Source organism: Citrobacter werkmanii (assembly GCF_008693645.1).
Taxonomy (GTDB): Bacteria; Pseudomonadota; Gammaproteobacteria; order Enterobacterales; family Enterobacteriaceae; genus Citrobacter; species Citrobacter werkmanii.
In genome coordinates, this window is record NZ_CP044101.1 from 3,440,771 (window position 1) to 3,464,924 (window position 24,154).

A 24,154-nucleotide genomic window follows, 5' to 3' on the forward strand; every position below is an offset into this window, starting at 1 on the left:
ACAACCCCTACATATAGTATTTATCCACAGACTTAGTCACAACATGACTCTGTGGATAATATGGGGGATATTTTTTCTTTCACGGACAGGTAAAAAACCACATGAATCAGAGTCTGCTGGTGACAAAGCGTGATGGTAGTACAGAGCGCATCAATCTCGACAAAATCCACCGAGTTCTGGATTGGGCGGCAGAAGGACTGAATAACGTATCGATTTCTCAGGTCGAGCTGCGCTCTCATATTCAGTTTTATGACGGTATCAAAACGTCCGATATCCATGAGACGATCATCAAAGCAGCCGCCGACCTGATCTCCCGCGAGGCACCGGATTATCAGTACCTGGCTGCCCGCCTGGCCATTTTCCACCTGCGTAAAAAAGCCTACGGCGAGTTTGAACCGCCTGCACTTTACGACCATGTCGTGAAAATGGTTGAAATGGGCAAATACGACAATCATCTGCTGGAAGACTACACGGAAGAAGAGTTCAAGCAGATGGACTCGTTCATCGTACACGACCGTGATATGACCTTCTCCTATGCAGCGGTGAAGCAGTTAGAAGGTAAATATCTGGTGCAAAACCGTGTCACCGGTGAGATTTATGAAAGCGCGCAGTTCCTCTACATTCTGGTAGCGGCCTGCCTGTTCTCTAACTATCCACGTGAAACGCGTCTGCAATATGTAAAACGTTTCTACGATGCCGTTTCAACGTTCAAAATTTCTCTGCCGACGCCAATTATGTCCGGCGTGCGTACCCCAACCCGCCAGTTCAGCTCCTGCGTACTGATCGAGTGCGGCGACAGCCTGGATTCCATCAACGCCACCTCCAGCGCTATCGTGAAATACGTTTCTCAGCGCGCCGGTATCGGTATCAACGCCGGCCGCATCCGTGCGCTGGGTAGCCCGATTCGTGGCGGTGAAGCGTTCCACACTGGCTGTATTCCGTTCTACAAGCACTTCCAGACCGCGGTGAAATCCTGCTCGCAAGGCGGCGTGCGCGGCGGTGCGGCCACCCTGTTCTACCCGATGTGGCATCTGGAAGTCGAAAGCCTGCTGGTGCTGAAAAACAACCGCGGCGTTGAAGGCAACCGCGTGCGTCATATGGACTACGGCGTGCAGATCAACAAGCTGATGTATACCCGTCTGCTGAAAGGCGGTGACATCACCCTGTTCAGCCCGTCCGACGTCCCGGGCCTGTATGATGCGTTCTTCGCCGACCAGGACGAGTTCGAACGTCTGTACACCCAATATGAAAACGACGACAGCATCCGTAAACAGCGCGTGAAAGCGGTTGAACTTTTCTCCCTAATGATGCAGGAACGTGCCTCTACCGGCCGTATCTACATTCAGAACGTTGACCACTGCAACACCCACAGCCCGTTTGATCCGGTTGTTGCGCCGGTGCGCCAGTCCAACCTGTGTCTGGAAATCGCCCTGCCGACCAAACCACTGACCGACGTGAACGACGAAAACGGCGAAATTGCGCTGTGTACGCTATCCGCATTTAACCTGGGTGCTATCAACAGCCTGGACGAGCTGGAAGAGCTGGCCGTACTGGCGGTACGCGCGCTGGATGCACTGCTGGATTATCAGGATTACCCAATCCCGGCCGCCAAACGCGGCGCAATGGGCCGTCGTACGCTGGGTATTGGCGTCATCAACTACGCCTACTGGCTGGCGAAAAACGGTAAGCGTTATTCTGACGGTAGCGCCAATAACCTGACCCACAAAACCTTTGAAGCCATTCAGTATTACCTGCTGAAAGCTTCTAACGAGCTGGCAAAAGAGCAAGGCGCGTGCCCGTGGTTTAACGAAACCACTTACTCCCAGGGTATTTTACCGATCGATACCTATAAAAAAGACCTTGATGCTATCTCTGACGAGCCGCTGCATCTGGACTGGGAACAGCTTCGCGAGTCCATCAAGACGCACGGCCTGCGTAACTCCACGCTCTCTGCGCTGATGCCGTCGGAAACCTCTTCGCAGATCTCTAATGCGACCAACGGTATTGAACCACCGCGCGGCTACGTGAGCATCAAAGCGTCTAAAGATGGGATTCTGCGTCAGGTCGTGCCGGACTACGAACACTTGCACGACGCCTACGAACTGCTGTGGGAAATGCCGAGCAACGACGGTTATCTGCAACTGGTAGGTATCATGCAGAAGTTTATCGATCAGTCGATTTCCGCCAACACCAACTATGATCCGACGCGTTTCCCATCAGGAAAAGTGCCGATGCAGCAGTTGCTGAAAGACCTGCTCACCGCCTACAAATTTGGCGTCAAAACGCTGTATTATCAGAACACCCGCGATGGCGCGGAAGATACTCAGGACGATCTGGTGCCGTCCATTCAGGACGATGGCTGCGAAAGCGGCGCATGTAAGATCTGATGAATATTGCCGGGTGGCGCTACGCTTACCCGGCCTACGATTGCACGGTTTGTAGGCCGGATAAGGTGTTTGTACCACATCCGGCGCTCATCCCACAAAGGATTCACATTAATGGCATACACCACTTTTTCACAGACGAAAAATGATCAGCTTCTGGAACCGATGTTCTTCGGCCAGCCGGTGAACGTCGCCCGCTACGATCAGCAAAAATATGACATCTTCGAAAAACTGATCGAAAAGCAGCTCTCTTTCTTCTGGCGTCCGGAAGAGGTCGATGTTTCCCGCGATCGCATCGACTTCCAGGCGCTGCCGGAGCATGAAAAGCATATCTTCATCAGCAACCTGAAGTATCAGACGCTGCTGGACTCCATTCAGGGACGTAGCCCGAACGTCGCGCTGCTGCCGTTAATCTCGATTCCTGAACTGGAAACCTGGGTCGAAACGTGGGCGTTTTCTGAAACGATCCACTCGCGTTCTTACACCCATATCATCCGTAACATCGTCAACGATCCGGCGGTGGTGTTTGACGATATCGTCACCAACGAGCAGATCCAGAAGCGCGCGGAAGGCATTTCCAGCTACTATGACGAATTGATCGAGATGACCAGCTATTGGCATCTTCTCGGTGAAGGCACCCATAGCGTTAATGGCAAAACGGTTGTCGTGAACCTGCGTGAGCTGAAGAAAAAGCTGTACCTGTGCCTGATGAGCGTGAACGCGCTGGAAGCCATTCGCTTCTACGTCAGCTTCGCCTGCTCCTTCGCCTTCGCCGAACGTGAACTGATGGAAGGCAACGCGAAAATTATTCGTCTGATCGCCCGCGACGAAGCCCTGCATCTGACCGGTACGCAGCACATGCTGAACCTGCTGCGCAGCGGTGTAGACGACCCAGAGATGGCGGAAATCGCAGAAGAGTGTAAGCAAGAGTGCTACGACCTGTTCGTGCAGGCCGCGCTGCAAGAGAAAGAGTGGGCGGACTATCTGTTCCGTGACGGTTCGATGATCGGCCTGAACAAAGATATTCTGTGCCAGTACGTTGAGTACATCACCAACATTCGTATGCAGGCTGTTGGGCTGGATCTGCCGTTCCAGACGCGTTCTAACCCGATCCCATGGATCAACACCTGGCTGGTGTCCGATAACGTACAGGTTGCGCCGCAGGAAGTGGAAGTCAGCTCCTATCTGGTCGGCCAGATCGACTCCGAGGTTGATACCGACGATCTGAGTAACTTCCAGCTCTGATGGGCCGCGTTACTCTGCGCATCTCTGGCACACAGCTGCTGTGCCAGGATGAACACCCCTCCCTGCTTGCCGCACTCGAATCGCACAATGTTGAAGTCGAATACCAGTGTCGTGAGGGTTACTGTGGTTCCTGCCGTACCCGCCTGGTGGCGGGACAGGTGGACTGGATCGCCGAGCCTCTGGCCTTTATTCAGCCGGGCGAAATATTGCCCTGCTGTTGCCGGGCAAAAGGCGATATTGAAATCGAGCTGTAACGGTTAGTGCACTTCGTGTGCGCTAACTAACGGCATCGCCCCGCGGCGCTTCATCTGCGCAATGTACAGCGCCCCGGCTAAAACCACCAGCAGGGCCCCTACCAGATAAATCGCCCGATAGCCCACGCCCTCGACCATCATCCCCATAATGAACGCGCCGATCGCCATTCCCGCATCCATCGCATTGAAGAAAAGCGAATTGGCGATGCCAATTTTATGCGGCTCCACCGAGCTAATAATTTGTGTCTGGAATACCGGCGTGACGGAACCGTAACCAATGCCGATTAATCCCCCGGCAATAATCATCATGATACTGCCGTTGGTGTAGCCAAGCGCCACCAGTCCGATGGTAAAGGCCAGCAAACACGGATATACCACGTATTTCGGCCCCTTTTTATCACAAATATTGCCGGTAAAGGTTCGACAGATCATCAGACAAATGGCGTAGCACAACAGGAAATTACTGGCGGCGGCCATCAGATCCAACTCGCGCGCATACAGCGCAAGAAAAGCAGAAACACCCGCATAGGAGAAAGTCATGAAAAACGTCACCATCGCGAAAGGCAGCGCGGCGCGATCAAACATTGCCGCAAATCCCAGCTTCGGTTTTGAGCCGTCGGCATGACGGATGACCGGCGGTACGGCGACGATCAATGACAGGATAATACCCAGTACGGCAACCGCGCTACACAGCCAGAATGCGGTGGTAAAAGCTTCCCAGCGTGCCATATTCAGCCCTACCCACGGCCCCACAACCATTGCCAGTCCCATGGCCAAAGAGAAAAAACTGATGCCCTCCCCACGTCGGGAGGCCGGTATCAGCCGCGCGGAAATCGTTCCTTTTACCGTGGTAATGACGCCAAACGTCACCCCATGAAGCACCCGAATAAACAGCAGCGATTCAATTGAGTGGCAAACAGGATACAGCGCAGTGACAACCAAAAAGGCCAGAGAAGAGAGCACCAGAATCGTTTTATTCGAATATTTCCCCACCCATTGCCCGGCGAACGGACGCACAACAATTGCGGCACCTAAAAAGAAGGTGACCAATAAGCCGGCTTTATCTGGCGTGGCGTGCAGGCGATCCGAAATATAGATCGGTAATAACGTGAGCAGGACATAAAACACAAAGAATATAATGAAGCTAATTATCGTGATTGCCCAAAAATCTTTCGTCCACAGTTTTTCTTTCATATTCGACAGCCTGTCCAGACGGCGCACGCAGGCAACGCTCAGCTCAACTGAGCAACGGAGAGGTGCGTCAAAATGTGATTTATACGGTAGACCGCAAGTGTAAACAGATTCATCATATTAGAGAAATTAATCGTTTTAATATTGTTAATTAGAGGGAACTAATGACATTAACCCAGATCCACGCCCTGCTTACCGTGCTTGAATGCGGCGGTTTTACCGAAGCCAGTAAGCGGCTGTATATGACCCAATCCGCTGTAAGCCAGGCCATTTCGGCGCTTGAAGAAGAGTTGGGAGTCGAATGTCTTATCCGCGAGCGCCGTAAAGACATTCAGCTCACCCCGGTTGGAAGGCGGATCGTTCCGCACCTGCGCATGATCGTTGCAGAAACCAACGCGGTGAAAGAAATTGCCGAGCAGGAGCGAAAAAACCCAGCCCGAACCCTGCGCATCGGCTGCTTTCCCAGCGCCTGCGCCTGCATTTTACCGGGCATTATCCACCACTTCGAGCAGCATCATCCGCACATCAAAATCATTCCCTTCGAAGAGAACAGCACGGCGATCGTTGATTCCCTGCGCAGTGGGGACATTGATGCCGGATTTGTGCATTTTCCGGTGAGCGGCATGTACTGCGTACCGGTCTATCGCGATAAATTTACCGTTGTAGTTCCCGAAAGCCATCCTCTGGCAGCCCATACCGCGGTTACGGTTGAACAACTGGTGGGAGAACCGCTGATTATCAGTAAAGGTCGCTATGAATTAAGCATCATGACGCTATTTAAAGAGAAAGGTATCGAGCCGGTTATTAAATACGAATTTAACCATCCGGATACCGCGATGAGTTTTATTCGTCAGGGGCTGGGTATTGCGTTATTACCGGAGTTAACGCTGAAAGCCGTTGGCGGGGAGATACGCTCGGTGGCGCTGGAGCCGACGTTCTATCGACAGATATCGTTACTGGCAAAAGAGCCGCCGGTGGACGGCAGCCCTTTATTTCTCCTGCAGGCTTGTATGGAAATGTTGACAGCAGACGGCCTTATCTAACAGTTTATAACGTTATCCAATAAGGCCTGTGACCGGAGGTGCATCACAGGCCTTGTGCCATTACTCTTTATTCAGGAATTTCACTGCTTTGTCGGGGAAGTCGGTGAACAACCCGTCAACGCCCGCCTTGTTATACAGAATGTCATACAGCTGGTTTACGTCAGTGGTGTAATCCGGTAGCTGATCGGCACGAACAGTATAAGGATGCACCACCATCTTGTTCTGATGCGCGTCCTGAACCATGCCAGTTAACGAGATATTGCCTTTTTTCGACTTCTCATCAACCAGCATGTGGTAGTCCGGCCCAATGCCGTCCGCATACTGCGCCACCTGCTTCATGGCACCCGGTTTAAACATCCAGTCATAGTTGTAATTAACCCAACTACCGTCCGGCTTTTTCTCCTGGGTTTCATTCCAGTCAGTGTACGCAATCAACTGCACCAGATTGAGATCCATCCCCATCTTTGGTTCCAGTTCATTTTTAATGCGCTTTAACTCCGCGACATCAAAACACTGTAGGTAAACCTTGTCGTTTTTGCTGGTATACCCGTACTTTTTCAGCACTTCCAGCGTTTTCGCTGCGATGTCCTTCCCTTCCTGGTGATGGAACCACGGCGCCTTCATTTCCGGATAAATGCCGATGTTTTTACCGGTTGAGTGATTCAGTCCCTGAACGAACTCAATCTCTTCTTCGAAAGTGTGCACGCGGAAATCAGATTTACCCATCGGGAAGCGCCCAGGGTAAGTCTGTACCTTTTTGCCATTCTCGATATCAAAGCCTTCGGTAAATTTCAGCGATTTGATCTCGTCCAGCGTAAAGTCGATGGCGTAATAACGTCCATCTTTACGCGCACGATTCGGAAAACGCTCAGCGACATCGGTGACGCGGTCCAGATAGTGGTCATGCAGGACGACCAGATGGTCATCCTTGGTCATTACCAAATCCTGCTCCAGATAATCCGCGCCCTGAGCATAGGCCATCGCTTTCGCGGGCAGCGTATGCTCCGGTAAATAACCGCTTGCCCCACGATGCGCAATCACGATTTTATCGGCGGCGACCGCCGCGCTGCTAACGACCATACCAGCCAGCATCAGCGCCACGCTGAGACTTTTCAATGTGGTTTTCATTAATTAGCCCCCGTTACGTTTCAGCTGTACTTCTTCGTGGTGACGTTTTTCACCAATCATGACGACCACCAGCAGAATGACCGCCAGCACGCTACCGCCAATCATCACCATAAAGCCGCCGTCCCAGCCGAAGAAGTCAACGGTGTAGCCGACAATGGCGCTCGCCGCCACAGAACCGCCGAGATAACCGAACAGTCCGGTAAAGCCTGCCGCCGTGCCCGCCGCTTTTTTCGGCGCCAGTTCCAGCGCGTGCAGACCGATCAACATGACCGGGCCGTAGATCAGGAAGCCGATGATAATCATACAAGCCATATCAACGTTCGGGTTACCTGCCGGGTTCATCCAGTAAACGATGGTCGCGATAGTCACCAGCGTCATAAAGAACACGCCGGTCGCGCCACGGTTGCCACGGAAGACTTTATCCGACATCCAACCACACAGCAGCGTGCCTGGAATACCCGCGTATTCATACAGGAAGTAGGCCCAGGATGATTTATCGAGTGCGAAATGCTTCACTTCTTTCAGGTAGGTTGGTGACCAGTCCAGGATGCCGTAGCGCAGCAGATAAACGAACACGTTGGCGATAGCGATGTACCACAACAGTTTGTTTGGCAGTACGTACTGCATGAAGATCTGCTTGGCGGTCAGCTCTTCTTCGGCTTTCTCGTTGTAATCATCCGGGTAGTCGTTCTTATACTCTTCGATAGGCGGCAGACCGCAAGACTGCGGCGTATCGCGCATCATCGCAAAGGCGAACAGCGCAACCACAATCGCACCGAAAGCAGGCATATACAGCGCCGCTTTCCAGTCATTGAACCAGGCCATACCGAGCAGGAACAGCAGAGGAGGCAGACCGCCGCCCACGTTGTGCGCGCAGTTCCAGACGGAAACAATGCCGCCACGTTCTTTCTGCGACCACCAGTGCACCATGGTACGGCCACACGGCGGCCACCCCATCCCCTGGAACCATCCGCAGAGGAACAGCAGCACAAACATAATCGCAATGCTAGATGTCGCCCACGGCACAAAGCCCATAAACAACATCACTGCGGCAGCCAGAATCAAACCTGCTGGCAAGAAAACGCGCGGATTCGAGCGATCCGAAACGGACCCCATGATGAATTTCGAAAATCCGTAAGCGATGGAGATACCGGACAAGGCAAAACCCAGATCGCCGCGAGAGAAACCCTGCTCAACCAGATATGGCATCGCCAGGGCAAAGTTCTTACGTACCAGATAGTACGCGGCATAACCAAAGAAAATCCCCAGGAAAATCTGCCAACGCAATCGACGATATGTCGGGTCGATCTCCGTAGCAGGCAAACGCGCCTTATGTGGCGCTGGTTTAAAAATACTCAACATAGCGTAGCCTCCGTGGCCGTCTTTCATTCGAAGTAAACACTGCAGTTCGTCATTACTACCCTACCGCTTCCAGTGTGGCCGCGATGTTAAGGAAAGATACCTAACAAAAATGTGAAACGCAGCACAAATTGTTACAGATTTATGACAAATGTTCATAAAGGCGCACGAAATCACGTTTCATTTTCGAATAATGAGCGATTATGCGCGAAATCAAACAATCCATGTTTTTTATGTGGCTAAATGATAAAAAACGAACTGTGAGGAAAAACAATGAAAACTCGCGACTCGCAAACAAGTGACGTGATTATCATTGGCGGAGGAGCAACAGGTGCAGGGATCGCACGCGACTGTGCGCTGCGCGGGTTGCGCGTCATCTTAGTGGAACGCCACGATATCGCCACGGGCGCGACCGGACGTAACCATGGCCTGCTGCACAGCGGTGCGCGCTACGCCGTCACCGACGCTGAATCTGCCCGTGAGTGCATCAGCGAAAACCAGATTCTGAAACGTATCGCCCGTCATTGCGTTGAGCCGACGGACGGTCTGTTTATTACCCTGCCGGAGGATGAGCTCTCCTTCCAGGCTACCTTCATTCGCGCCTGTGAAGAGGCCGGTATTCGCGCAGAAGCGATTGACCCTCAGCAGGCGCGCATTATCGAACCCTCCGTCAACCCACAGTTGATTGGCGCGGTCAAAGTGCCGGACGGTACGGTCGATCCCTTCCGCTTAACCGCCGCCAACATGCTGGATGCGCGTGAGCATGGCGCAGTTATCTTAACGGCCCATGAAGTGACGGGGCTGATTCGCGAAGGGACAACGGTTTGCGGCGTTAACGTGCGCAATCACCTGACGGGTGAGATGCAGTCCCTGCATGCGCCGGTGGTGGTGAATGCCGCCGGGATCTGGGGCCAGCGCATTGCCGAATATGCCGATCTGAGTATCCGGATGTTCCCGGCCAAAGGATCGCTGCTGATTATGGATCATCGCATAAACCAGCATGTCATTAACCGCTGCCGTAAACCCTCTGACGCCGATATTCTGGTGCCTGGCGATACCATTTCGCTCATTGGCACCACCTCGCAGCACATTGATTACGACGATATCGACAGCAACCGCGTCACCGCAGAAGAGGTCGATATTCTGCTGCGCGAAGGTGAGAAACTGGCGCCGATTATGGCGAAAACACGCATTTTACGCGCCTACTCCGGTGTGCGACCGCTGGTCGCCAGCGACGACGATCCAAGCGGTCGTAACGTCAGCCGCGGTATTGTGCTGTTCGATCACGCTGAACGTGACGGACTGGATGGGTTTATCACCATTACTGGCGGCAAACTGATGACCTACCGTCTGATGGCGGAATGGGCCACCGATGCCGTTTGCCGTAAGCTGGGCAATTCTCAACCTTGCACCACAGCAGACGCGGCGCTGCCCGGCTCGCAGGAATCCACCCAGCACACGCTGAAACGCGTAATTTCTTTGCCCGCGCCGTTGCGCGGTTCGGCGGTCTACCGTCACGGCGATCGCACCCCGGCGTGGCTTAGCGAAGGTCGTCAGCACCGTAGCCTGGTCTGTGAATGTGAAGCGGTCACCGCGGGCGAAGTGCAATACGCCGTCGAGAATTTAACCGTCAACAGTCTGCTGGATTTACGTCGCCGTACCCGCGTTGGTATGGGGACCTGCCAGGGCGAATTGTGCGCCTGCCGCGCCGCAGGTTTGCTGCAACGTTTTAATGTCACCACCGCTGCGCAATCTATTACCCAGCTTTCCGATTTCCTCAACGAGCGCTGGAAAGGCGTGCAGCCTATCGCCTGGGGCGACGCGCTGCGCGAAAGCGAATTCACGCGCTGGGTCTATCAGGGATTGTGCGGTCTGGAAAAGGAGCACCAGGATGAAATTTGATACCGTCATTATCGGCGGCGGCCTGGCAGGACTGCTGTGCGGCCTGCAACTGCAAAAAAGCGGGTTGCGCTGTACGATTGTCACGCGCGGCCAAAGCGCCTTGCATTTTTCCTCCGGCTCACTGGATTTGCTCAGCAACTTGCCCGATGGTCAACCGGTGATGGAGATAGAAGCCGGTCTGAATGCGCTGCGTACTCAGGCGCCCACGCATCCGTATAGCATCATCGGAACACAGAACGTCCTGGATCTTGCCCAGCAGGCGCAGGATCTGCTGGAAGAATGCGGAACGCATTTGCAGGGCAAAGTACACCAGTCACATCAACGCGTAACCCCGTTGGGAACCCTGCGCTCAACCTGGTTAAGTTCCCCAGAAGTTCCGGTGTGGCCACTGTCCGCACAGCGTATCTGCGTTGTCGGTATCAGCGGTTTACTGGATTTTCAGGCGCATCTCGCCGCGGCCTCGCTGCGCCAGCGCAATCTCAGCGTCGAGACGGCGGAAATCGATCTGCCTGAACTGGATGTCCTGCGTGATAATCCAACCGAGTTTCGCGCTGTCAATATTGCGCGCCTGCTGGACAACGAAGATAAATGGTCGCTGCTCTATGATGCTTTACTGCCACTGGCAAAAACCTGCGACATGATTATTATGCCAGCCTGTTTCGGCCTGGCGGATGAGCGCCTTTGGCACTGGCTTAACGAGCGCCTTCCCTGTTCGTTGACGCTGTTACCGACTCTACCGCCTTCGGTACTGGGTATGCGTCTGCACAACAAATTACAGCGCCAGTTTGTGCGCCAGGGCGGTGTCTGGATGCCGGGTGATGAAGTGAAGAAAATCACCTGTCAGGATGGCGTCGTCAGTGAAGTCTGGACCCGTAACCATGCCGATATCCCGTTGCGTCCACGCTTCGCCGTGCTCGCCAGCGGCAGCTTTTTCAGCAGCGGTCTGGTCGCCACGCGCGAGGCCATCCACGAACCGATCCTCGGGCTGGATGTACAGCAAACCGCCACCCGCGCCGAGTGGTATCAGCGTGATGTCTTCGATCCGCAACCGTGGCAACAGTTTGGCGTCACAACCGATGCCACTTTGCGCCCGTCGCTGGCGGGGAAAACGGTAGAGAACATGTATGCCATCGGTTCTGTTCTCGGTGGTTTTGACCCTATTGCCGAGGGTTGCGGAGGCGGCGTATGTGCAGTCAGCGCCTTACACGCCGCACATGACATTGCGAAACGTGCAGGAGGACAGCAATGAGCGACACACGTTTTGAAAGTTGTATCAAGTGCACGGTGTGCACCACCGCCTGCCCGGTAAGCCGCGTCAATCCGGGCTACCCTGGCCCAAAACAGGCCGGACCGGACGGAGAGCGTCTGCGTCTGAAAGATGGCGCGTTATACGACGATGCGCTGAAATACTGCATCAACTGTAAGCGCTGCGAAGTGGCGTGTCCGTCAGATGTGAAAATTGGCGATATCATCCAGCGTGCGCGCGCCAAATATGACACTACGCGTCCATCGCTGCGTAATTTTGTTTTAAGCCATACGGATTTAATGGGAAGTGTATCCACACCGTTCGCGCCGATAGTGAATACCGCCACCTCGCTGAAACCGGTACGCCAGTTGCTGGACTACGCGCTGAAAATCGACCATCGCCGTACGCTGCCGAAATACTCCTTTGGTACGTTCCGTCGCTGGTATCGCAGCGTTGCCGCACAGCAGGCGCAGTATCCGGAGCAGGTCGCCTTTTTCCACGGCTGTTTTGTTAATTACAACCATCCGCAACTCGGCAAAGACCTGATCAAGGTCCTGAACGCCATGGGAACCGGCGTACAGCTGCTGAGCAAAGAGAAATGCTGCGGCGTACCGCTGATCGCCAACGGCTTTACCGATAAAGCGCGCAAGCAGGCGGTCAGCAACGTGGCCTCGCTCAGGGAAGCAATTGACGGGAAAGGTATTCCGGTGATCGCCACCTCATCAACCTGTACCTTTGCACTCCGCGATGAGTACCCGGAAGTGCTGGACGTCGACAACACCGGCCTGCGCGAACATATTGAGCTGGCGACCCGCTGGCTGTGGCGCAAGCTGGATGAAGGCAAAACGTTGCCGCTGAAGACGCTACCGCTGAAAGTGGTCTATCACACGCCTTGCCATATGGAGAAAATGGGCTGGACGCTCTACACGCTGGAGCTGCTGCGCCAAATTCCGGGACTGGAGCTGACGGTGTTAGATTCTCAGTGTTGCGGAATCGCCGGAACATACGGCTTTAAAAAGGAAAACTACCCGACGTCACAATCGATTGGCGCACCGTTATTCCGCCAGATAGAAGAAAGCGGTGCCGATATCGTTGTCACCGACTGTGAAACCTGTAAATGGCAGATAGAGATGTCTACAAGCCTTCGCTGTGAACATCCGATCACCCTGCTTGCCAAAGCATTAGGTTAACTCTGTTGCCCGGTGGCGTTTGTTACCGGGCATTTTTGCGTACTCTGTTCCGCCTATCTGAATACGTTGCAATCGGGCGTATTTATCTCTGATTCACTCACGCAAATAGCCAAATCCCCCAATGCAGCTCTGATTAAAAGTGAGTACCGTCATGCCATCTTCTCCTTCAGGTGACGGACTACCATGGATGAATCAACCACCGCTACACCGCATGATGCAGCGTGATTTGATGGGGCTGGTGGACCGTCTGGTCTCGCTTTTAGTTACAAGCACCGCTAATGACAGCCAACTGCAAACGCTATTAAATTACCTGCTACGATACGGCAATGTTTCTCACGTCAGCGCATTTATCCATGAGGTTGCCGAACGTTCCCCCCATCACAAGGAGAGGTTGATGACGATCGCAGAGAGGCTAAGACAAGAAGGCCACCACCATGGCCTACAAGAAGGGATACAGCAAGGATTAGAACAGGGAGTGCAAAAGGGTACGCAAGAAGAAGCCTTACGTATCGCTCGCATGATGCTGGAAAATGGAATTGATCATAATTTGGTTCAGTTAATTACCGGGCTATTGCCTGGCGATGTTACAGAGTGAGTCAGGTTGGGAAGGTTTGTAGCCTTCCCAATCAATGTTTAAATCGTCAGCGATTCAACCACTTCTATCCAGCCGTGTTCGCTGGCGATATCCTGGCCGTTTAGCCAACGACGCAGCATATTCAGCACCATCATCGCGCAAACTTCCTGACGAATCGGCAAACTGTAGCGATTAGCGCTAAGCCTTACGCGCAAGGCATGTGTCCCATCCGGTGTTGCCAGCGCAAAGTTAATATGTTCGCTTTCGAATGCCGATACTGCCAGCGCCAGCCCGGCATAGTGTTTGCCGCGTCGCTCGGTAATCCAGTGCGCCGTTTGCGCCAGCGTTTCTTCCTGAGACGGAACCACTTCACTCGCTAGCAGAGGAGCATTAGCGCGAGAGAGCTGGAGTGCAACTAAGCCACCGGTGAACTGTTCGCTCAGTGTCAGACTGTATTGTCGCTCCTGCAACGTGCGGGCGATTTGCGCCGGCAAACCTTCCGTACCTTCGAATATCATATTCTGCCCGGCAACCCGCTTCACCTCAGGCCACAGCGCCAGCATGGCGTCTCGTTGGGAATCAGGCCCGGTTAGCTTCAGCTCAATAATCGGCATCGACGAGCGGTAACCCATTGTCACTCCCGGCGGCAAAGGCAGCGGATCCAGACTCTGCGCCAGATCGCTTTCGGAACGGCCAAAGGTGGTTAATCGCAGGCAGAGAGGTGGTTGAGGCAGAGAAAAACGCTCACGCAAACGCGGCAGAATCTCATGCTCAACCATGACTTTAAATTCCGATGGCACGCCAGGCGTAAAGAACATCAGGCAGCGGTTTAGCTTCACGGCGAACCCGCACGCGGTGCCGACAGGATTATTGATAAATTCAGCGCTGGCAGGAAGCTCAGCCTGTTTGCGGTTGCTCGGCGCCATCACGCGGCCACGGTCGCGGAAATAACGCTCCATCTCGGCCAGCCAGGCTTCATGCAATACCAGCCCCTCGCCTTTTGCCGTTGCCGCCGCCTGCGCGCTTAAATCATCGCTGGTTGGCCCCAGACCGCCATTAACGATCAACACATCGGCGTGTTCGCTACGCTCACGTAGAATAGCAACCAAATCGTCAAGATTGTCCCCTACCGTATTGCGGCGGGTTAACGGTAATCCCTGATTAAAGAAAAAATCAGCCAGCCAGGCGGCATTGGTGTCGACGATTTGTCCGTGCAACACTTCATCCCCGGTGGATAGCATCTCCACGTTTAACATCGTGTTCTCCTGCTTTTATGATGAAAACACTATAGCGCATGGAGGGGGGAAGGCGCGACTGAACGCCGCGCCAGAAATGTCAGAAGCTGGCGTTAACCCCAACGTACGGACCATCAGCAATCGCGTTATCGCGGTTGCCATCTTTACCCGCCAGGTTCAGGTAGCGATAACCGGCTTCAATGCTCAGCGGGCGCATAATTGTCAGACGCGCACCGGCATTGGCTTCTTCATAGCTGTCGATACCGCTGGAAAGCGAATCAGGAGAGTAATAGTACTCGCCAAACAGGCGGAAACTATCGCCAATCGGCCACTGCAAACCGCCACCAACTGCCGCCGCGTAGCCTTCATCACCATCATTAGGGTTAGTATAAATACCTTTCCCTCCGACGGTTGCCAGCAACGGACCAAGTGGAATATTCAGACCCAGTCCCAGACCGGCTGCATCGCCGTCGTCATCGTTATGCATCCAGTTACCGCTGACCGCCAGTCCGGTAGATTCAGTCCCCATACCAAACCCAAGGTTGGTGTAATCTTCGCCCGCCTGGCCACTAATGCTAATTGCGCTCGCCGACGCGGAAACAAACAGCATTCCGGCAAAACCCAACATTAAACTTTTTTTCATTTTCTATCCTTTCCAGCAAGAATCAAAACATAGCCCCAAAACCGAGGAATTGTACTGCCAGATGACAAGGAATCAATGAGCTAAAAAAGCGATGCAATGGCATATTGTAACCAAATACTACTTACAAGTTTGAGTTAAGGTTAAATTCCAGGGCTATTTGCAGAATTGACATAGCAGGCCCCCGTTTTCAACAAACATCCCCTTCTCCCCTGATAAAGCAGGGTTAAACGTCACGGAAGCGTTTTTTCTGCCGCCAGCAAAAGGTAAGATGGGTACACAATGGAATTCTCAGCATCCCCCTACAAGGACCCAACCTATGCGCCAAAGAACGATTGTTTGTCCATTAATTCAAAATAATGGCTGTTATTTACTGTGCAAAATGGCTGATGACCGTGGCGTTTTCCCCGGCCAGTGGGCGCTTTCTGGCGGCGGTGTTGAAGCGGGCGAACGCATTGAAGAGGCTTTGCGTCGGGAAGTAAGGGAAGAACTGGGCGAACAGCTCGTGTTGTCAGAAATTACCCCCTGGACCTTCAGTGATGATATTCGCACCAAAACCTATGCCGATGGCAGCCAGGAAGAGATTTACATGATTTACCTCATCTTTGATTGTGTCGCGGCGAATCGTGAAGTGAACATTAACGAAGAGTTTCAGGCATTCGCCTGGGTTAAACCGGAAGATCTCGGCACGTACGACTTAAATGTCGCCACGCGTAAAACGTTAACCCTGAAAGGATTACTGTAAATTATCATTCTAATAGCGGCATAAAATACCTTCCTGAATTGCGGCATTGCATTGACCTGGCTACAGCAACCAGCAATGCCGTTTACGCCACGCCATTTCTGTAAAATTCATTTAATTTCAAAATAATAAATTAAAAACACCGTTATTTTCCTTTATATCTCGAACCTTAAACTCTTAAGGATAAATTAACCTTCAGTCATTAACCTTTGAAGCCTGATAAATAATTAACGACGCCCCTGTTTATCGCGAAAAATAAAACGTCGGTGGCGTTAAATGGCTTGAAGGAATAATGATGTCTGACTTTTTGCCTTTCTCTCGCCCGGCGATGGGAGCTGAAGAACTTGCCGCAGTGAAGGCGGTTCTGGACTCGGGATGGATAACCACCGGCCCGCAAAATCAGCAGTTGGAACAAGCCTTCTGCCAGCTCACGGGAAATCAGCATGCTGTCGCCGTCTGCTCCGCCACCGCTGGAATGCACATCACGCTAATGGCGCTGGGCATTGGTGCGGGCGATGAGGTCATCACGCCATCGATGACGTGGGTTTCTACCCTCAATATGATTGTCCTGCTGGGTGCGACGCCGGTCATGGTCGACGTTGATCGTGATACGCTCATGGTCACGCCAGAGCAGATTGAAGCGGCCATCACGCCGCGAACCAAAGCGATTGTTCCGGTACATTACGCAGGCGCCCCGGCCGATCTTGACGCGATTTATGCCATTGGCGAGCGCTATGGCATTCCGATCATCGAAGATGCGGCGCACGCCGTAGGGACGTTATATAAAAATCGTCATGTCGGCGCGCACGGCACCGCTATTTTCTCGTTTCACGCCATCAAAAATATTACCTGTGCGGAAGGTGGGCTGATTGTTACCGACGACGGCCAGCTTGCCCAGCGGCTTCGCAGTCTGAAGTTTCACGGCCTGGGCGTTGATGCTTTTGATCGACAAACCTACGGCCGCGCGCCGCAGGCTGAAGTGTTGGCGCCAGGATACAAATACAACCTCACGGATATCAATGCCGCCATCGCGCTGGTCCAGCTGAAGAAACTGGAGCAACTGAACTCACGCCGCGCACAAATTGCCCGGGAGTATCAACAGGCGCTGGCCGATACGCCATTTCAACCGTTGAGCCTGCCCCAGTGGTCTCACGTTCACGCCTGGCATCTGTTTATCATTCGTGTTGACGAAGCGCGCTGTGGCCTGAACAGAGATGCCTTAATGGAAGCGCTGAAGGCCAGAAATATCGGCACCGGTCTGCATTTTCGTGCGGCCCATACGCAAAAATATTATCGCGAACGCTTCACCACGCTTTCGCTGCCCAATACAGAGTGGAATAGCGCACGCATCTGCTCGCTGCCGTTGTTCCCCGATATGACCGCCACTGACACCCAGCGAGTTATTACGGCACTTCGCGAGATTGCAGGACAATAACCATGTTTGAAGCAACACCGATCAAAAAAGTCTCGGTGGTCATTCCCGTTTTTAATGAACAGGAAAGCCTGCCAGAGCTAATCAGACGTACCAGCGCCGCCTGCGAAAAATTGGGCAAAGAGTATGAAATCTTGCTGATCGATGACGGCAGCAGCGACCATTCCGCGCAACTGATGATGGACGCGTCTCAGGCGCCGAACAGCCATATTGTTTCTATTCTGCTGAACCGCAATTACGGCCAGCACTCGGCGATCATGGCCGGTTTCAGCCATGTCAGCGGTGACTTGATCATCACGCTGGATGCCGATTTACAAAACCCGCCGGAGGAGATCCCACGACTGGTCGCCACCGCAGATGAAGGCTTCGATGTGGTCGGAACGGTACGCCAGAACCGACAGGACAGTGTATTTCGTAAGACCGCTTCGCGCATGATCAACCACCTGATTCAGCGTACTACCGGTAAAGCAATGGGCGACTACGGCTGCATGCTACGCGCCTATCGTCGCCATATTGTCGATGCCATGCTGCATTGTCAGGAGCGCAGCACCTTTATTCCGATTCTGGCCAACATTTTTGCCCGTCGCGCCACGGAGATCCCGGTACACCATGCAGAGCGTGAATTTGGTGATTCTAAATACAGCTTCATGCGTCTTATCAACCTGATGTATGACCTGGTGACCTGTCTGACCACCACACCGTTACGTATGTTGAGCCTGCTCGGCAGCGTGATTGCCGCCACGGGCTTTACGTTGTCCGTTCTGCTTGTTGTGTTGCGCCTGACGCTCGGCCCGCAGTGGGCCGCGGAAGGGGTATTCATGCTGTTTGCCGTCCTGTTTACCTTTATCGGCGCACAGTTCATCGGCATGGGTTTACTCGGCGAATATATCGGTCGCATCTATAACGATGTCCGCGCCCGCCCCCGCTATTTTGTTCAACACGTTATCCGCCCACAAACCACGCAGTCAACCGAGGAAAACCGCGCATGAAAGCCGTCGTATTTGCCTATCACGATATGGGATGTCAGGGTGTCCAGGCCTTGTTGGATGCAGGTTATGAAATCGCCGCAATTTTTACGCACACCGACAACCCGGGTGAAAAAGCGTTTTTTGGCTCTGTTTCCCGCCTCGCCGCCAGCGCCGGTATTCCGGTTTACGCCCCGGACGAGGTTAATCATCCTTTGTGGATCGAGCGCATTAGCCAACTGGCACCCGATGTTATCTTCTCGTTCTACTATCGCCATTTACTGAGTGAGGAGATCCTCAGTCTTGCGCCTAAGGGAGCATTTAATCTGCACGGCTCGCTGCTGCCGAAATACCGCGGCCGCGCGCCGCTGAACTGGGTATTGGTCAATGGCGAAACCGAAACCGGCGTCACGCTTCATCGCATGATCAAACGCGCGGATGCGGGCGCTATTATCGCCCAGCAGTCTGTCGCTATCTCTCCGGATGATGTGGCGTTAACGCTGCACCATAAATTGTGCCAGGCTGCGCGTCACCTGTTGGAACAGGCGCTGCCCGCGATTAAAACGGGGGATTACGCAGAGCACCCTCAACAGGAAGCAGAGGCTACCTGTTTTGGCCGCCGCACGCCGGAAGATAGCTTCCTTGACTGGAACAAACCCGCCGCGGAGCTGCATAACCAGGTCCGCGCTGTCAGCGATCCGTGGCCGGGCGCATTTAGCTATGTCGGCACGCAAAAGTTCACCGTCTGGTCATCGCGTGTTTGCACAAATAACCTTGCAGCCCAACCTGGCACCGTCATCTCCGTGTCGCCTTTGCTGATCGCCTGTGTCGATGGCGCACTGGAGATCATTACCGGGCAAGCTGGCGATGGTATTGCAATGCAGGGCTCACAGCTGGCGCAGGTTCTGGGCCTCGTACCCGGTTCTCGTCTGAACAGCCAGTCAGTTACCACCAGCAAACGTCGTACTCGCGTGCTGATCCTCGGCGTTAATGGCTTCATTGGTAACCATCTGACCGAGCGCCTGCTGCAAGAAGACAATTACGAAGTATATGGACTCGATATTGGCAGCGACGCCATTGGGCGTTTCCTGCAACATCCGCGTTTCCATTTCGTTGAAGGCGACATCAGTATTCACTCCGAATGGATTGAATATCATGTGAAAAAATGCGACGTCGTATTGCCGCTGGTCGCGATCGCCACGCCAATCGAATATACCCGTAACCCACTGCGCGTGTTTGAGCTTGATTTTGAAGAGAACCTGAAAATCATTCGCTACTGCGTGAAGTACCGTAAGCGCATCATTTTCCCGTCAACGTCCGAAGTCTACGGCATGTGTACCGATAAAGTCTTCGATGAGGACAGCTCGAATCTGATCGTCGGTCCGGTGAATAAACCGCGTTGGATCTACTCCGTTTCCAAACAGTTGCTGGACCGCGTGATCTGGGCATACGGCGAAAAAGAGGGATTGCGCTTCACCCTGTTCCGTCCGTTTAACTGGATGGGACCGCGTCTGGACAGTCTGAATGCCGCTCGAATCGGCAGCTCACGCGCCATTACCCAATTGATTCTCAATCTGGTGGAAGGCTCACCGATTAAGCTGATTGAAGGCGGCAAGCAAAAACGCTGCTTTACCGACATTCGCGATGGTATCGAAGCCCTGTACCGCATTATTGAAAATGAAGGCGGACGTTGTGACGGCGAGATTATCAATATCGGTAACCCGGAGAACGAAGCGAGTATTCAGGAACTGGCAGAAATGCTGCTTTCCTGCTTTGAAAAACATCCATTACGTCAGCATTTTCCGCCGTTTGCCGGTTTCCGCGACGTCGAAAGCAGCACCTACTATGGTAAAGGTTATCAGGACGTTGAGCATCGTAAGCCCAATATTCGTAACGCAAAACGTTGCCTGAACTGGGAACCCACCATTGAGATGCAGGAAACCGTAGAAGAGACGCTGGACTTCTTCTTACGCAGTGTGGATATCACGGAACACACATCATGACCAAAGTTGGCTTGCGCATTGATGTCGACACGTTCAGGGGGACGCGCGAAGGCGTGCCCCGCCTGCTGGAGACATTGAACCGACATAACGTTCGGGCAAGTTTTTTCTTTAGCGTGGGACCTGACAACATGGGACGCCATCTCTGGCGTCTTGTGAAGCCACAATTTCTGTGGAAGATGCTGCGCTCAAACGCAGCATCGCTCTACGGATGGGATATTTTGCTGGCGGGTACAGCATGGCCGGGAAAAGAGATCGGCCAGGCCAATGCGGCAATTATTGCGCAAACCGCCCTGCTTCATGAAACCGGTTTGCATGCCTGGGATCACCATGCCTGGCAGGCGCGAAGCGGAAACTGGAATGACAAAGAACTGATTGACGATATTTCACGCGGCATTACCGCCCTTGAAGCTATCATCAATCAGTCCGTTACCTGCTCCGCCGTTGCCGGATGGCGTGCCGACGACCGCGTCGTCCATGCCAAAGAAACATTCCATCTGCGCTATAACAGCGACTGTCGGGGAACGTCGTTATTCCGTCCTGTGCTGGCGTCCGGGAAAGCAGGTACGCCGCAAATTCCTGTCACATTACCCACATGGGATGAAGTGGTGGGTCAGGAGGTTCAGGCGGTGGACTTTAACGCTTATATTCTCTCCCACATCCGGATGAGCAGAGAGACGCCGGTATACACCATTCATGCAGAAGTGGAAGGTATTGCCTTTCAGCAGAATTTTGACGAGCTGCTCACTCGCGCTGCCGACATGGGAATTACGTTTTGCCCGCTCGGGGATCTGCTACCGGACGATATCAGTACGCTGCCAACAGGGCGGATCGTGCGTGGGAAAATTCCCGGCAGAGAGGGATGGCTCGGCTGTCAGCAACCCGTGGATATGACACAATGAAATCGGTACGTAACGCCCTGGCATTTATCGCTTTTATCGCGCTGTATTTTATTTTACCTATTAATAGTCGTCTGCTGTGGCAGCCTGATGAAACGCGCTATGCCGAAATCAGCCGGGAGATGCTGACCTCTGGCGACTGGATCGTTCCGCACTTTTTAGGGCTGCGTTATTTTGAAAAACCGATTGCCGGATACTGGTTGAACAGCATCGGACAATGGCTGTTTGGCGCCAATAATTTTGGCGTCAGAGCGGGCGCTATTTTTGCCACCTTGCTGACTGCGCTACTGGTAGCCTGGCTTACTATGCGAATATGGCAGGATAAGCGTACCGCAGTACTCTCTTCAGTCATCTTTTTAACCTTTTTTTCGGTCTATAGCATCGGTACCTACGCGGTACTTGATCCTATGATCGCACTCTGGCTCATGGCGGGCATGTGCTGCTTTTGGGAGGGGATGCAGGCCACGACCAGAACACGCAAAATCATCGCCTTTCTGCTGTTAGGGCTAACCTGCGGCATGGGCGTGATGACCAAGGGTTTCCTGGCGCTTGCCGTTCCTGTGCTCAGCGTACTGCCGTGGGTTTTCGTGCAAAAACGCTGGAAAGACCTGATCATCTACGGCCTGTTGGCAGTCGTCGGCTGCGTCGTGATTGTGCTGCCGTGGGGAGTTGCGATTGCTCAGCGTGAGCCGGACTTCTGGCATTATTTCTTTTGGGTCGAACACATTCAACGCTTCGCCCAGGATGATGCCCAACATAAAGCCCCTGTCTGGTACTACATTCCCGTGCTTTTGGCTGGCGCGTTACCGTGGCTCGGGCTGCTTCCCGGCGCGCTACGCACGGGCTGGCGGGAACGCGATGTTTCGCGCAGCACACTATACCTGCTAAGCTGGATTATCATGCCGATCCTGTTTTTCAGCATCGCAAAAGGAAAACTGCCGACCTATATTCTTTCCTGCTTCGCGCCGTTGGCGATATTAACGGCGCGGTTCGGCCTGCAGGCCGCGCAAAAAGGTTCAGCCGCGCTGCGTGTGAATGGCTGGATCAACATTCTGTTTGGTGTGGCGGGCATTATCGCCACGTTTATTGTTTCCACGCTGGGACCGTTGAAAACGCCTGTCTGGTCGCATATCGAAACCTATAAGGTTTTTTGTGCATGGGGTATTTTTCTCACCTGGACGCTCTTTGGCTGGTATACGTTAAATAACCGCGAGAAGAACTGGCAATTTGCCGCGTTTTGCCCATTAGGACTGGCACTGTTGTTTGGCTTCTCCATTCCCGATCGGGTCATGGAATCTAAACAACCACAGTTTTTTGTCGAGATGACCAAAGAGTCGCTGGAATCCAGCCGCTATATTCTCACCGACAGCGTTGGCGTCGCCGCGGGGCTGGCCTGGAGCCTGAAGCGTGACGACATCATGCTATACGGACAAACAGGCGAGTTGAAATACGGCCTCAACTATCCGGATGCCCAGGGGCGCTTTGTCAGTCGGACGGACTTTGCCGACTGGTTAGCCCAACACCGTCAGCAAGGAAATATTACCCTCGTGCTCTCGATTGATAAGAATGAAGATATTAATCAACTAGCCATTCCTCCCGCTGATTATATCGATAATCAGGGGCGCCTGGTCCTGATTCAGTATCGACCGAAATGATCTGGATAGTCTTAATTTTCGCCAGCCTGCTCAGCGTATGCGGACAGTTATGCCAGAAGCAGGCAACCCGTCCGGTACCATCAGGCAGGCGAAAACGCCATATTACGCAATGGATTGGGCTGGCCCTGGCAAGCCTCGGCCTGGCTATGCTGCTGTGGCTGGTGGTGTTGCAGAATATCCCTGTTGGCATCGCCTATCCCATGCTGAGCCTGAATTTTGTCTGGGTGACGCTGGCCGCCTGGAAAATCTGGCGCGAACCGGTCGCAACGCGCCACTGGCTGGGTGTGGGGCTGATAATCGCCGGCATATTCATTCTTGGGAGCGCGGTGTAATGGGCATTTTTTGGGGATTATGTAGCGTTATTATCACCTCGGCCGCCCAACTGAGTCTCGGCTTTGCGATGGATAATCTGCCGCCGATGCTGCAACCGTTGAAATTTCTATCCGCCGTATTCGCCCTCAACACTGGCGCATTTGCTCTTTTTAGTGGGCTGGCGGGATATTTACTGTCGGTAATGTGCTGGCATAAGGCCCTGCATCAGCTCGCCCTGAGCAAGGCTTATGCCCTGCTCAGCCTCAGCTATGTTCTGGTTTGGATCGCATCCATGATTCTGCCCGGCTGGCAGGGCACATTTTCAGTGAAAGCGCTGGCTGGGGTACTGTGCATCATGGCGGGTTTAATGGCGATTTTTCTGCCTGCTGACCAGCATCGGCGCTGAGCTCATTTATCTGCCGACAGTCGTACCAGGCGCTCCCATTCGTCACATATGTACTGTCTGGCATCGATTATTTTAATCACGCGAGATGCATCACGATTAACACAATACTGGGCGTCTTTCAGCGGTGAAAGGAGATCGCCGGGCTTAACCCGTTCGGAAGATTGCGCCTCAGCAAGCATCTTAAGTGAACCACCGCTATCGCAAAGTACGATATAGAGCCTCCCTGCTTTCTTGTGACAGCAAGACTTCTTCACATGCCATTCCATAGCGCACCTTTTGTTAATGAATTTCACATCAGGTTACACTTTAGCTGATAAACAAAACGACAATAGCGACGGAATGGCAAAAATGA

At 53.3% G+C, this 24,154-nt stretch carries 22 protein-coding genes; 16 read left to right on the top strand and 6 right to left on the bottom strand.

Features of this window, described 5'->3' with window-relative positions; all coding sequences use genetic code 11:
* The first annotated feature begins 101 nt into the window (after positions 1–101).
* The 3 genes from nrdA to yfaE all read left to right on the top strand — a co-directional run bounded on the left by nrdA (position 102) and on the right by yfaE (position 3,883).
* Positions 102–2,387, top strand: a complete 2,286-nt coding sequence (nrdA, locus tag FOB24_RS17315; RefSeq protein WP_087857375.1) for a class 1a ribonucleoside-diphosphate reductase subunit alpha — start codon at positions 102–104, stop codon at positions 2,385–2,387.
* Positions 2,388–2,498: 111 nt separating this feature from the next.
* Positions 2,499–3,629, top strand: coding sequence for a class Ia ribonucleoside-diphosphate reductase subunit beta (gene nrdB / locus FOB24_RS17320; protein ID WP_038642234.1), 1,131 nt, complete (start codon positions 2,499–2,501; stop codon positions 3,627–3,629).
* On the top strand, positions 3,629–3,883 hold the full coding sequence (yfaE, locus tag FOB24_RS17325; RefSeq protein ID WP_038642236.1) for a ferredoxin-like diferric-tyrosyl radical cofactor maintenance protein YfaE: 255 nt from the start codon (positions 3,629–3,631) through the stop codon (positions 3,881–3,883). Before nrdB ends, yfaE begins: the two co-directional genes overlap by 1 nt.
* A 3-nt stretch (positions 3,884–3,886) precedes the next feature.
* Here the strand turns inward: yfaE and FOB24_RS17330 are convergent, their stop codons facing one another.
* The gene (locus FOB24_RS17330) at positions 3,887–5,077 is read right to left on the bottom strand and encodes an MFS transporter (protein WP_038642238.1); all 1,191 of its coding nucleotides are present in this window, start codon (positions 5,075–5,077) and stop codon (positions 3,887–3,889) included.
* A 161-nt stretch (positions 5,078–5,238) separates the two neighbouring features.
* On the opposite strand from FOB24_RS17330, the gene FOB24_RS17335 reads away from it, so the two are divergent.
* Positions 5,239–6,117 carry a LysR family transcriptional regulator gene (locus FOB24_RS17335; RefSeq protein ID WP_137347681.1) on the top strand — a complete coding sequence of 293 codons (879 nt, stop codon included), beginning with the start codon at positions 5,239–5,241 and terminating at the stop codon, positions 6,115–6,117.
* Positions 6,118–6,177: 60 nt separating this feature from the next.
* Here the strand turns inward: FOB24_RS17335 and glpQ are convergent, their stop codons facing one another.
* Together glpQ and glpT are read right to left on the bottom strand one after the other, a co-directional pair.
* Positions 6,178–7,245: a glycerophosphodiester phosphodiesterase gene (glpQ, locus tag FOB24_RS17340; RefSeq protein ID WP_038642242.1), complete on the bottom strand. Its 1,068-nt coding sequence runs from the start codon at positions 7,243–7,245 to the stop codon at positions 6,178–6,180.
* Between the two features lie 3 nt (positions 7,246–7,248).
* Complete coding sequence (gene glpT / locus FOB24_RS17345) at positions 7,249–8,607, bottom strand: glycerol-3-phosphate transporter (RefSeq protein WP_038642244.1); 1,359 nt, start codon at positions 8,605–8,607, stop codon at positions 7,249–7,251.
* A 270-nt stretch (positions 8,608–8,877) separates the two neighbouring features.
* Here glpT and glpA point away from each other — a divergent pair, with 270 nt between their 5' ends.
* From glpA to FOB24_RS17365, 4 genes are all read left to right on the top strand, one after another.
* Positions 8,878–10,506 carry an anaerobic glycerol-3-phosphate dehydrogenase subunit A gene (gene glpA / locus FOB24_RS17350; RefSeq protein ID WP_150345230.1) on the top strand — a complete coding sequence of 543 codons (1,629 nt, stop codon included), beginning with the start codon at positions 8,878–8,880 and terminating at the stop codon, positions 10,504–10,506.
* A complete protein-coding gene (gene glpB / locus FOB24_RS17355) occupies positions 10,496–11,755 on the top strand; it encodes a glycerol-3-phosphate dehydrogenase subunit GlpB (RefSeq protein ID WP_150345231.1) in 1,260 nt (419 codons plus the stop codon). Before glpA ends, glpB begins: the two co-directional genes overlap by 11 nt.
* Positions 11,752–12,942, top strand: coding sequence for an anaerobic glycerol-3-phosphate dehydrogenase subunit GlpC (glpC, locus tag FOB24_RS17360; RefSeq protein ID WP_038642250.1), 1,191 nt, complete (start codon positions 11,752–11,754; stop codon positions 12,940–12,942). Before glpB ends, glpC begins: the two co-directional genes overlap by 4 nt.
* Before the next feature lie 187 nt (positions 12,943–13,129).
* Positions 13,130–13,537, top strand: coding sequence for a hypothetical protein (locus FOB24_RS17365; protein ID WP_150345232.1), 408 nt, complete (start codon positions 13,130–13,132; stop codon positions 13,535–13,537).
* Positions 13,538–13,575: 38 nt separating this feature from the next.
* Here the strand turns inward: FOB24_RS17365 and FOB24_RS17370 are convergent, their stop codons facing one another.
* The gene (locus tag FOB24_RS17370; protein WP_150345233.1) at positions 13,576–14,772 is read right to left on the bottom strand and encodes a nicotinamide mononucleotide deamidase-related protein YfaY; all 1,197 of its coding nucleotides are present in this window, start codon (positions 14,770–14,772) and stop codon (positions 13,576–13,578) included.
* Between the two features lie 79 nt (positions 14,773–14,851).
* Positions 14,852–15,394, bottom strand: coding sequence for a YfaZ family outer membrane protein (locus tag FOB24_RS17375; protein ID WP_038642254.1), 543 nt, complete (start codon positions 15,392–15,394; stop codon positions 14,852–14,854).
* 316 nt (positions 15,395–15,710) lie between these two features.
* Here FOB24_RS17375 and nudI point away from each other — a divergent pair, with 316 nt between their 5' ends.
* The 8 genes from nudI (at position 15,711) to arnF (ending at position 23,802) form a co-directional block, all read left to right on the top strand.
* Complete coding sequence (nudI, locus tag FOB24_RS17380) at positions 15,711–16,136, top strand: nucleoside triphosphatase NudI (RefSeq protein ID WP_038642256.1); 426 nt, start codon at positions 15,711–15,713, stop codon at positions 16,134–16,136.
* A 292-nt stretch (positions 16,137–16,428) separates the two neighbouring features.
* The gene (gene arnB, locus FOB24_RS17385) at positions 16,429–17,568 is read left to right on the top strand and encodes a UDP-4-amino-4-deoxy-L-arabinose aminotransferase (RefSeq protein ID WP_087857372.1); all 1,140 of its coding nucleotides are present in this window, start codon (positions 16,429–16,431) and stop codon (positions 17,566–17,568) included.
* Positions 17,569–17,570: 2 nt separating this feature from the next.
* Positions 17,571–18,554, top strand: coding sequence for an undecaprenyl-phosphate 4-deoxy-4-formamido-L-arabinose transferase (arnC, locus tag FOB24_RS17390; protein ID WP_087857371.1), 984 nt, complete (start codon positions 17,571–17,573; stop codon positions 18,552–18,554).
* Positions 18,551–20,533 (top strand): bifunctional UDP-4-amino-4-deoxy-L-arabinose formyltransferase/UDP-glucuronic acid oxidase ArnA, encoded by a 1,983-nt coding sequence (gene arnA / locus FOB24_RS17395; RefSeq protein WP_150345234.1) that lies wholly within the window; start codon positions 18,551–18,553, stop codon positions 20,531–20,533. The genes arnC and arnA overlap by 4 nt, the downstream gene beginning before the upstream one ends.
* Entirely contained in the window at positions 20,530–21,432 is a 903-nt protein-coding gene (gene arnD / locus FOB24_RS17400) for a 4-deoxy-4-formamido-L-arabinose-phosphoundecaprenol deformylase (protein WP_150345235.1), read from the top strand. Before arnA ends, arnD begins: the two co-directional genes overlap by 4 nt.
* Complete coding sequence (gene arnT / locus FOB24_RS17405; RefSeq protein WP_150345236.1) at positions 21,429–23,084, top strand: lipid IV(A) 4-amino-4-deoxy-L-arabinosyltransferase; 1,656 nt, start codon at positions 21,429–21,431, stop codon at positions 23,082–23,084. Before arnD ends, arnT begins: the two co-directional genes overlap by 4 nt.
* Entirely contained in the window at positions 23,081–23,416 is a 336-nt protein-coding gene (gene arnE / locus FOB24_RS17410; RefSeq protein WP_042307126.1) for a 4-amino-4-deoxy-L-arabinose-phosphoundecaprenol flippase subunit ArnE, read from the top strand. The genes arnT and arnE overlap by 4 nt, the downstream gene beginning before the upstream one ends.
* Entirely contained in the window at positions 23,416–23,802 is a 387-nt protein-coding gene (gene arnF / locus FOB24_RS17415; RefSeq protein WP_150345237.1) for a 4-amino-4-deoxy-L-arabinose-phosphoundecaprenol flippase subunit ArnF, read from the top strand. The genes arnE and arnF overlap by 1 nt, the downstream gene beginning before the upstream one ends.
* 2 nt (positions 23,803–23,804) lie before the next feature.
* Here arnF and pmrD read toward each other — a convergent pair whose 3' ends face one another.
* Positions 23,805–24,068: a signal transduction protein PmrD gene (gene pmrD / locus FOB24_RS17420; protein WP_085047822.1), complete on the bottom strand. Its 264-nt coding sequence runs from the start codon at positions 24,066–24,068 to the stop codon at positions 23,805–23,807.
* Positions 24,069–24,154 lie beyond the last annotated feature (86 nt).

What these genes read in the sequence shown, in the direction of transcription:
- nrdA (WP_087857375.1), top strand. Translation starts at nt 102, where the DNA reads ATGAATCAGAGTCTGCTGGTGACAAAGCGTGATGGTAGTACAGAGCGC.
- nrdB (WP_038642234.1), top strand. Translation starts at nt 2,499, where the DNA reads ATGGCATACACCACTTTTTCACAGACGAAAAATGATCAGCTTCTGGAA.
- yfaE (WP_038642236.1), top strand. Translation starts at nt 3,629, where the DNA reads ATGGGCCGCGTTACTCTGCGCATCTCTGGCACACAGCTGCTGTGCCAG.
- FOB24_RS17330 (WP_038642238.1), bottom strand. Translation starts at nt 5,077, where the DNA reads ATGAAAGAAAAACTGTGGACGAAAGATTTTTGGGCAATCACGATAATT.
- FOB24_RS17335 (WP_137347681.1), top strand. Translation starts at nt 5,239, where the DNA reads ATGACATTAACCCAGATCCACGCCCTGCTTACCGTGCTTGAATGCGGC.
- glpQ (WP_038642242.1), bottom strand. Translation starts at nt 7,245, where the DNA reads ATGAAAACCACATTGAAAAGTCTCAGCGTGGCGCTGATGCTGGCTGGT.
- glpT (WP_038642244.1), bottom strand. Translation starts at nt 8,607, where the DNA reads ATGTTGAGTATTTTTAAACCAGCGCCACATAAGGCGCGTTTGCCTGCT.
- glpA (WP_150345230.1), top strand. Translation starts at nt 8,878, where the DNA reads ATGAAAACTCGCGACTCGCAAACAAGTGACGTGATTATCATTGGCGGA.
- glpB (WP_150345231.1), top strand. Translation starts at nt 10,496, where the DNA reads ATGAAATTTGATACCGTCATTATCGGCGGCGGCCTGGCAGGACTGCTG.
- glpC (WP_038642250.1), top strand. Translation starts at nt 11,752, where the DNA reads ATGAGCGACACACGTTTTGAAAGTTGTATCAAGTGCACGGTGTGCACC.
- FOB24_RS17365 (WP_150345232.1), top strand. Translation starts at nt 13,130, where the DNA reads ATGAATCAACCACCGCTACACCGCATGATGCAGCGTGATTTGATGGGG.
- FOB24_RS17370 (WP_150345233.1), bottom strand. Translation starts at nt 14,772, where the DNA reads ATGTTAAACGTGGAGATGCTATCCACCGGGGATGAAGTGTTGCACGGA.
- FOB24_RS17375 (WP_038642254.1), bottom strand. Translation starts at nt 15,394, where the DNA reads ATGAAAAAAAGTTTAATGTTGGGTTTTGCCGGAATGCTGTTTGTTTCC.
- nudI (WP_038642256.1), top strand. Translation starts at nt 15,711, where the DNA reads ATGCGCCAAAGAACGATTGTTTGTCCATTAATTCAAAATAATGGCTGT.
- arnB (WP_087857372.1), top strand. Translation starts at nt 16,429, where the DNA reads ATGTCTGACTTTTTGCCTTTCTCTCGCCCGGCGATGGGAGCTGAAGAA.
- arnC (WP_087857371.1), top strand. Translation starts at nt 17,571, where the DNA reads ATGTTTGAAGCAACACCGATCAAAAAAGTCTCGGTGGTCATTCCCGTT.
- arnA (WP_150345234.1), top strand. Translation starts at nt 18,551, where the DNA reads ATGAAAGCCGTCGTATTTGCCTATCACGATATGGGATGTCAGGGTGTC.
- arnD (WP_150345235.1), top strand. Translation starts at nt 20,530, where the DNA reads ATGACCAAAGTTGGCTTGCGCATTGATGTCGACACGTTCAGGGGGACG.
- arnT (WP_150345236.1), top strand. Translation starts at nt 21,429, where the DNA reads ATGAAATCGGTACGTAACGCCCTGGCATTTATCGCTTTTATCGCGCTG.
- arnE (WP_042307126.1), top strand. Translation starts at nt 23,081, where the DNA reads ATGATCTGGATAGTCTTAATTTTCGCCAGCCTGCTCAGCGTATGCGGA.
- arnF (WP_150345237.1), top strand. Translation starts at nt 23,416, where the DNA reads ATGGGCATTTTTTGGGGATTATGTAGCGTTATTATCACCTCGGCCGCC.
- pmrD (WP_085047822.1), bottom strand. Translation starts at nt 24,068, where the DNA reads ATGGAATGGCATGTGAAGAAGTCTTGCTGTCACAAGAAAGCAGGGAGG.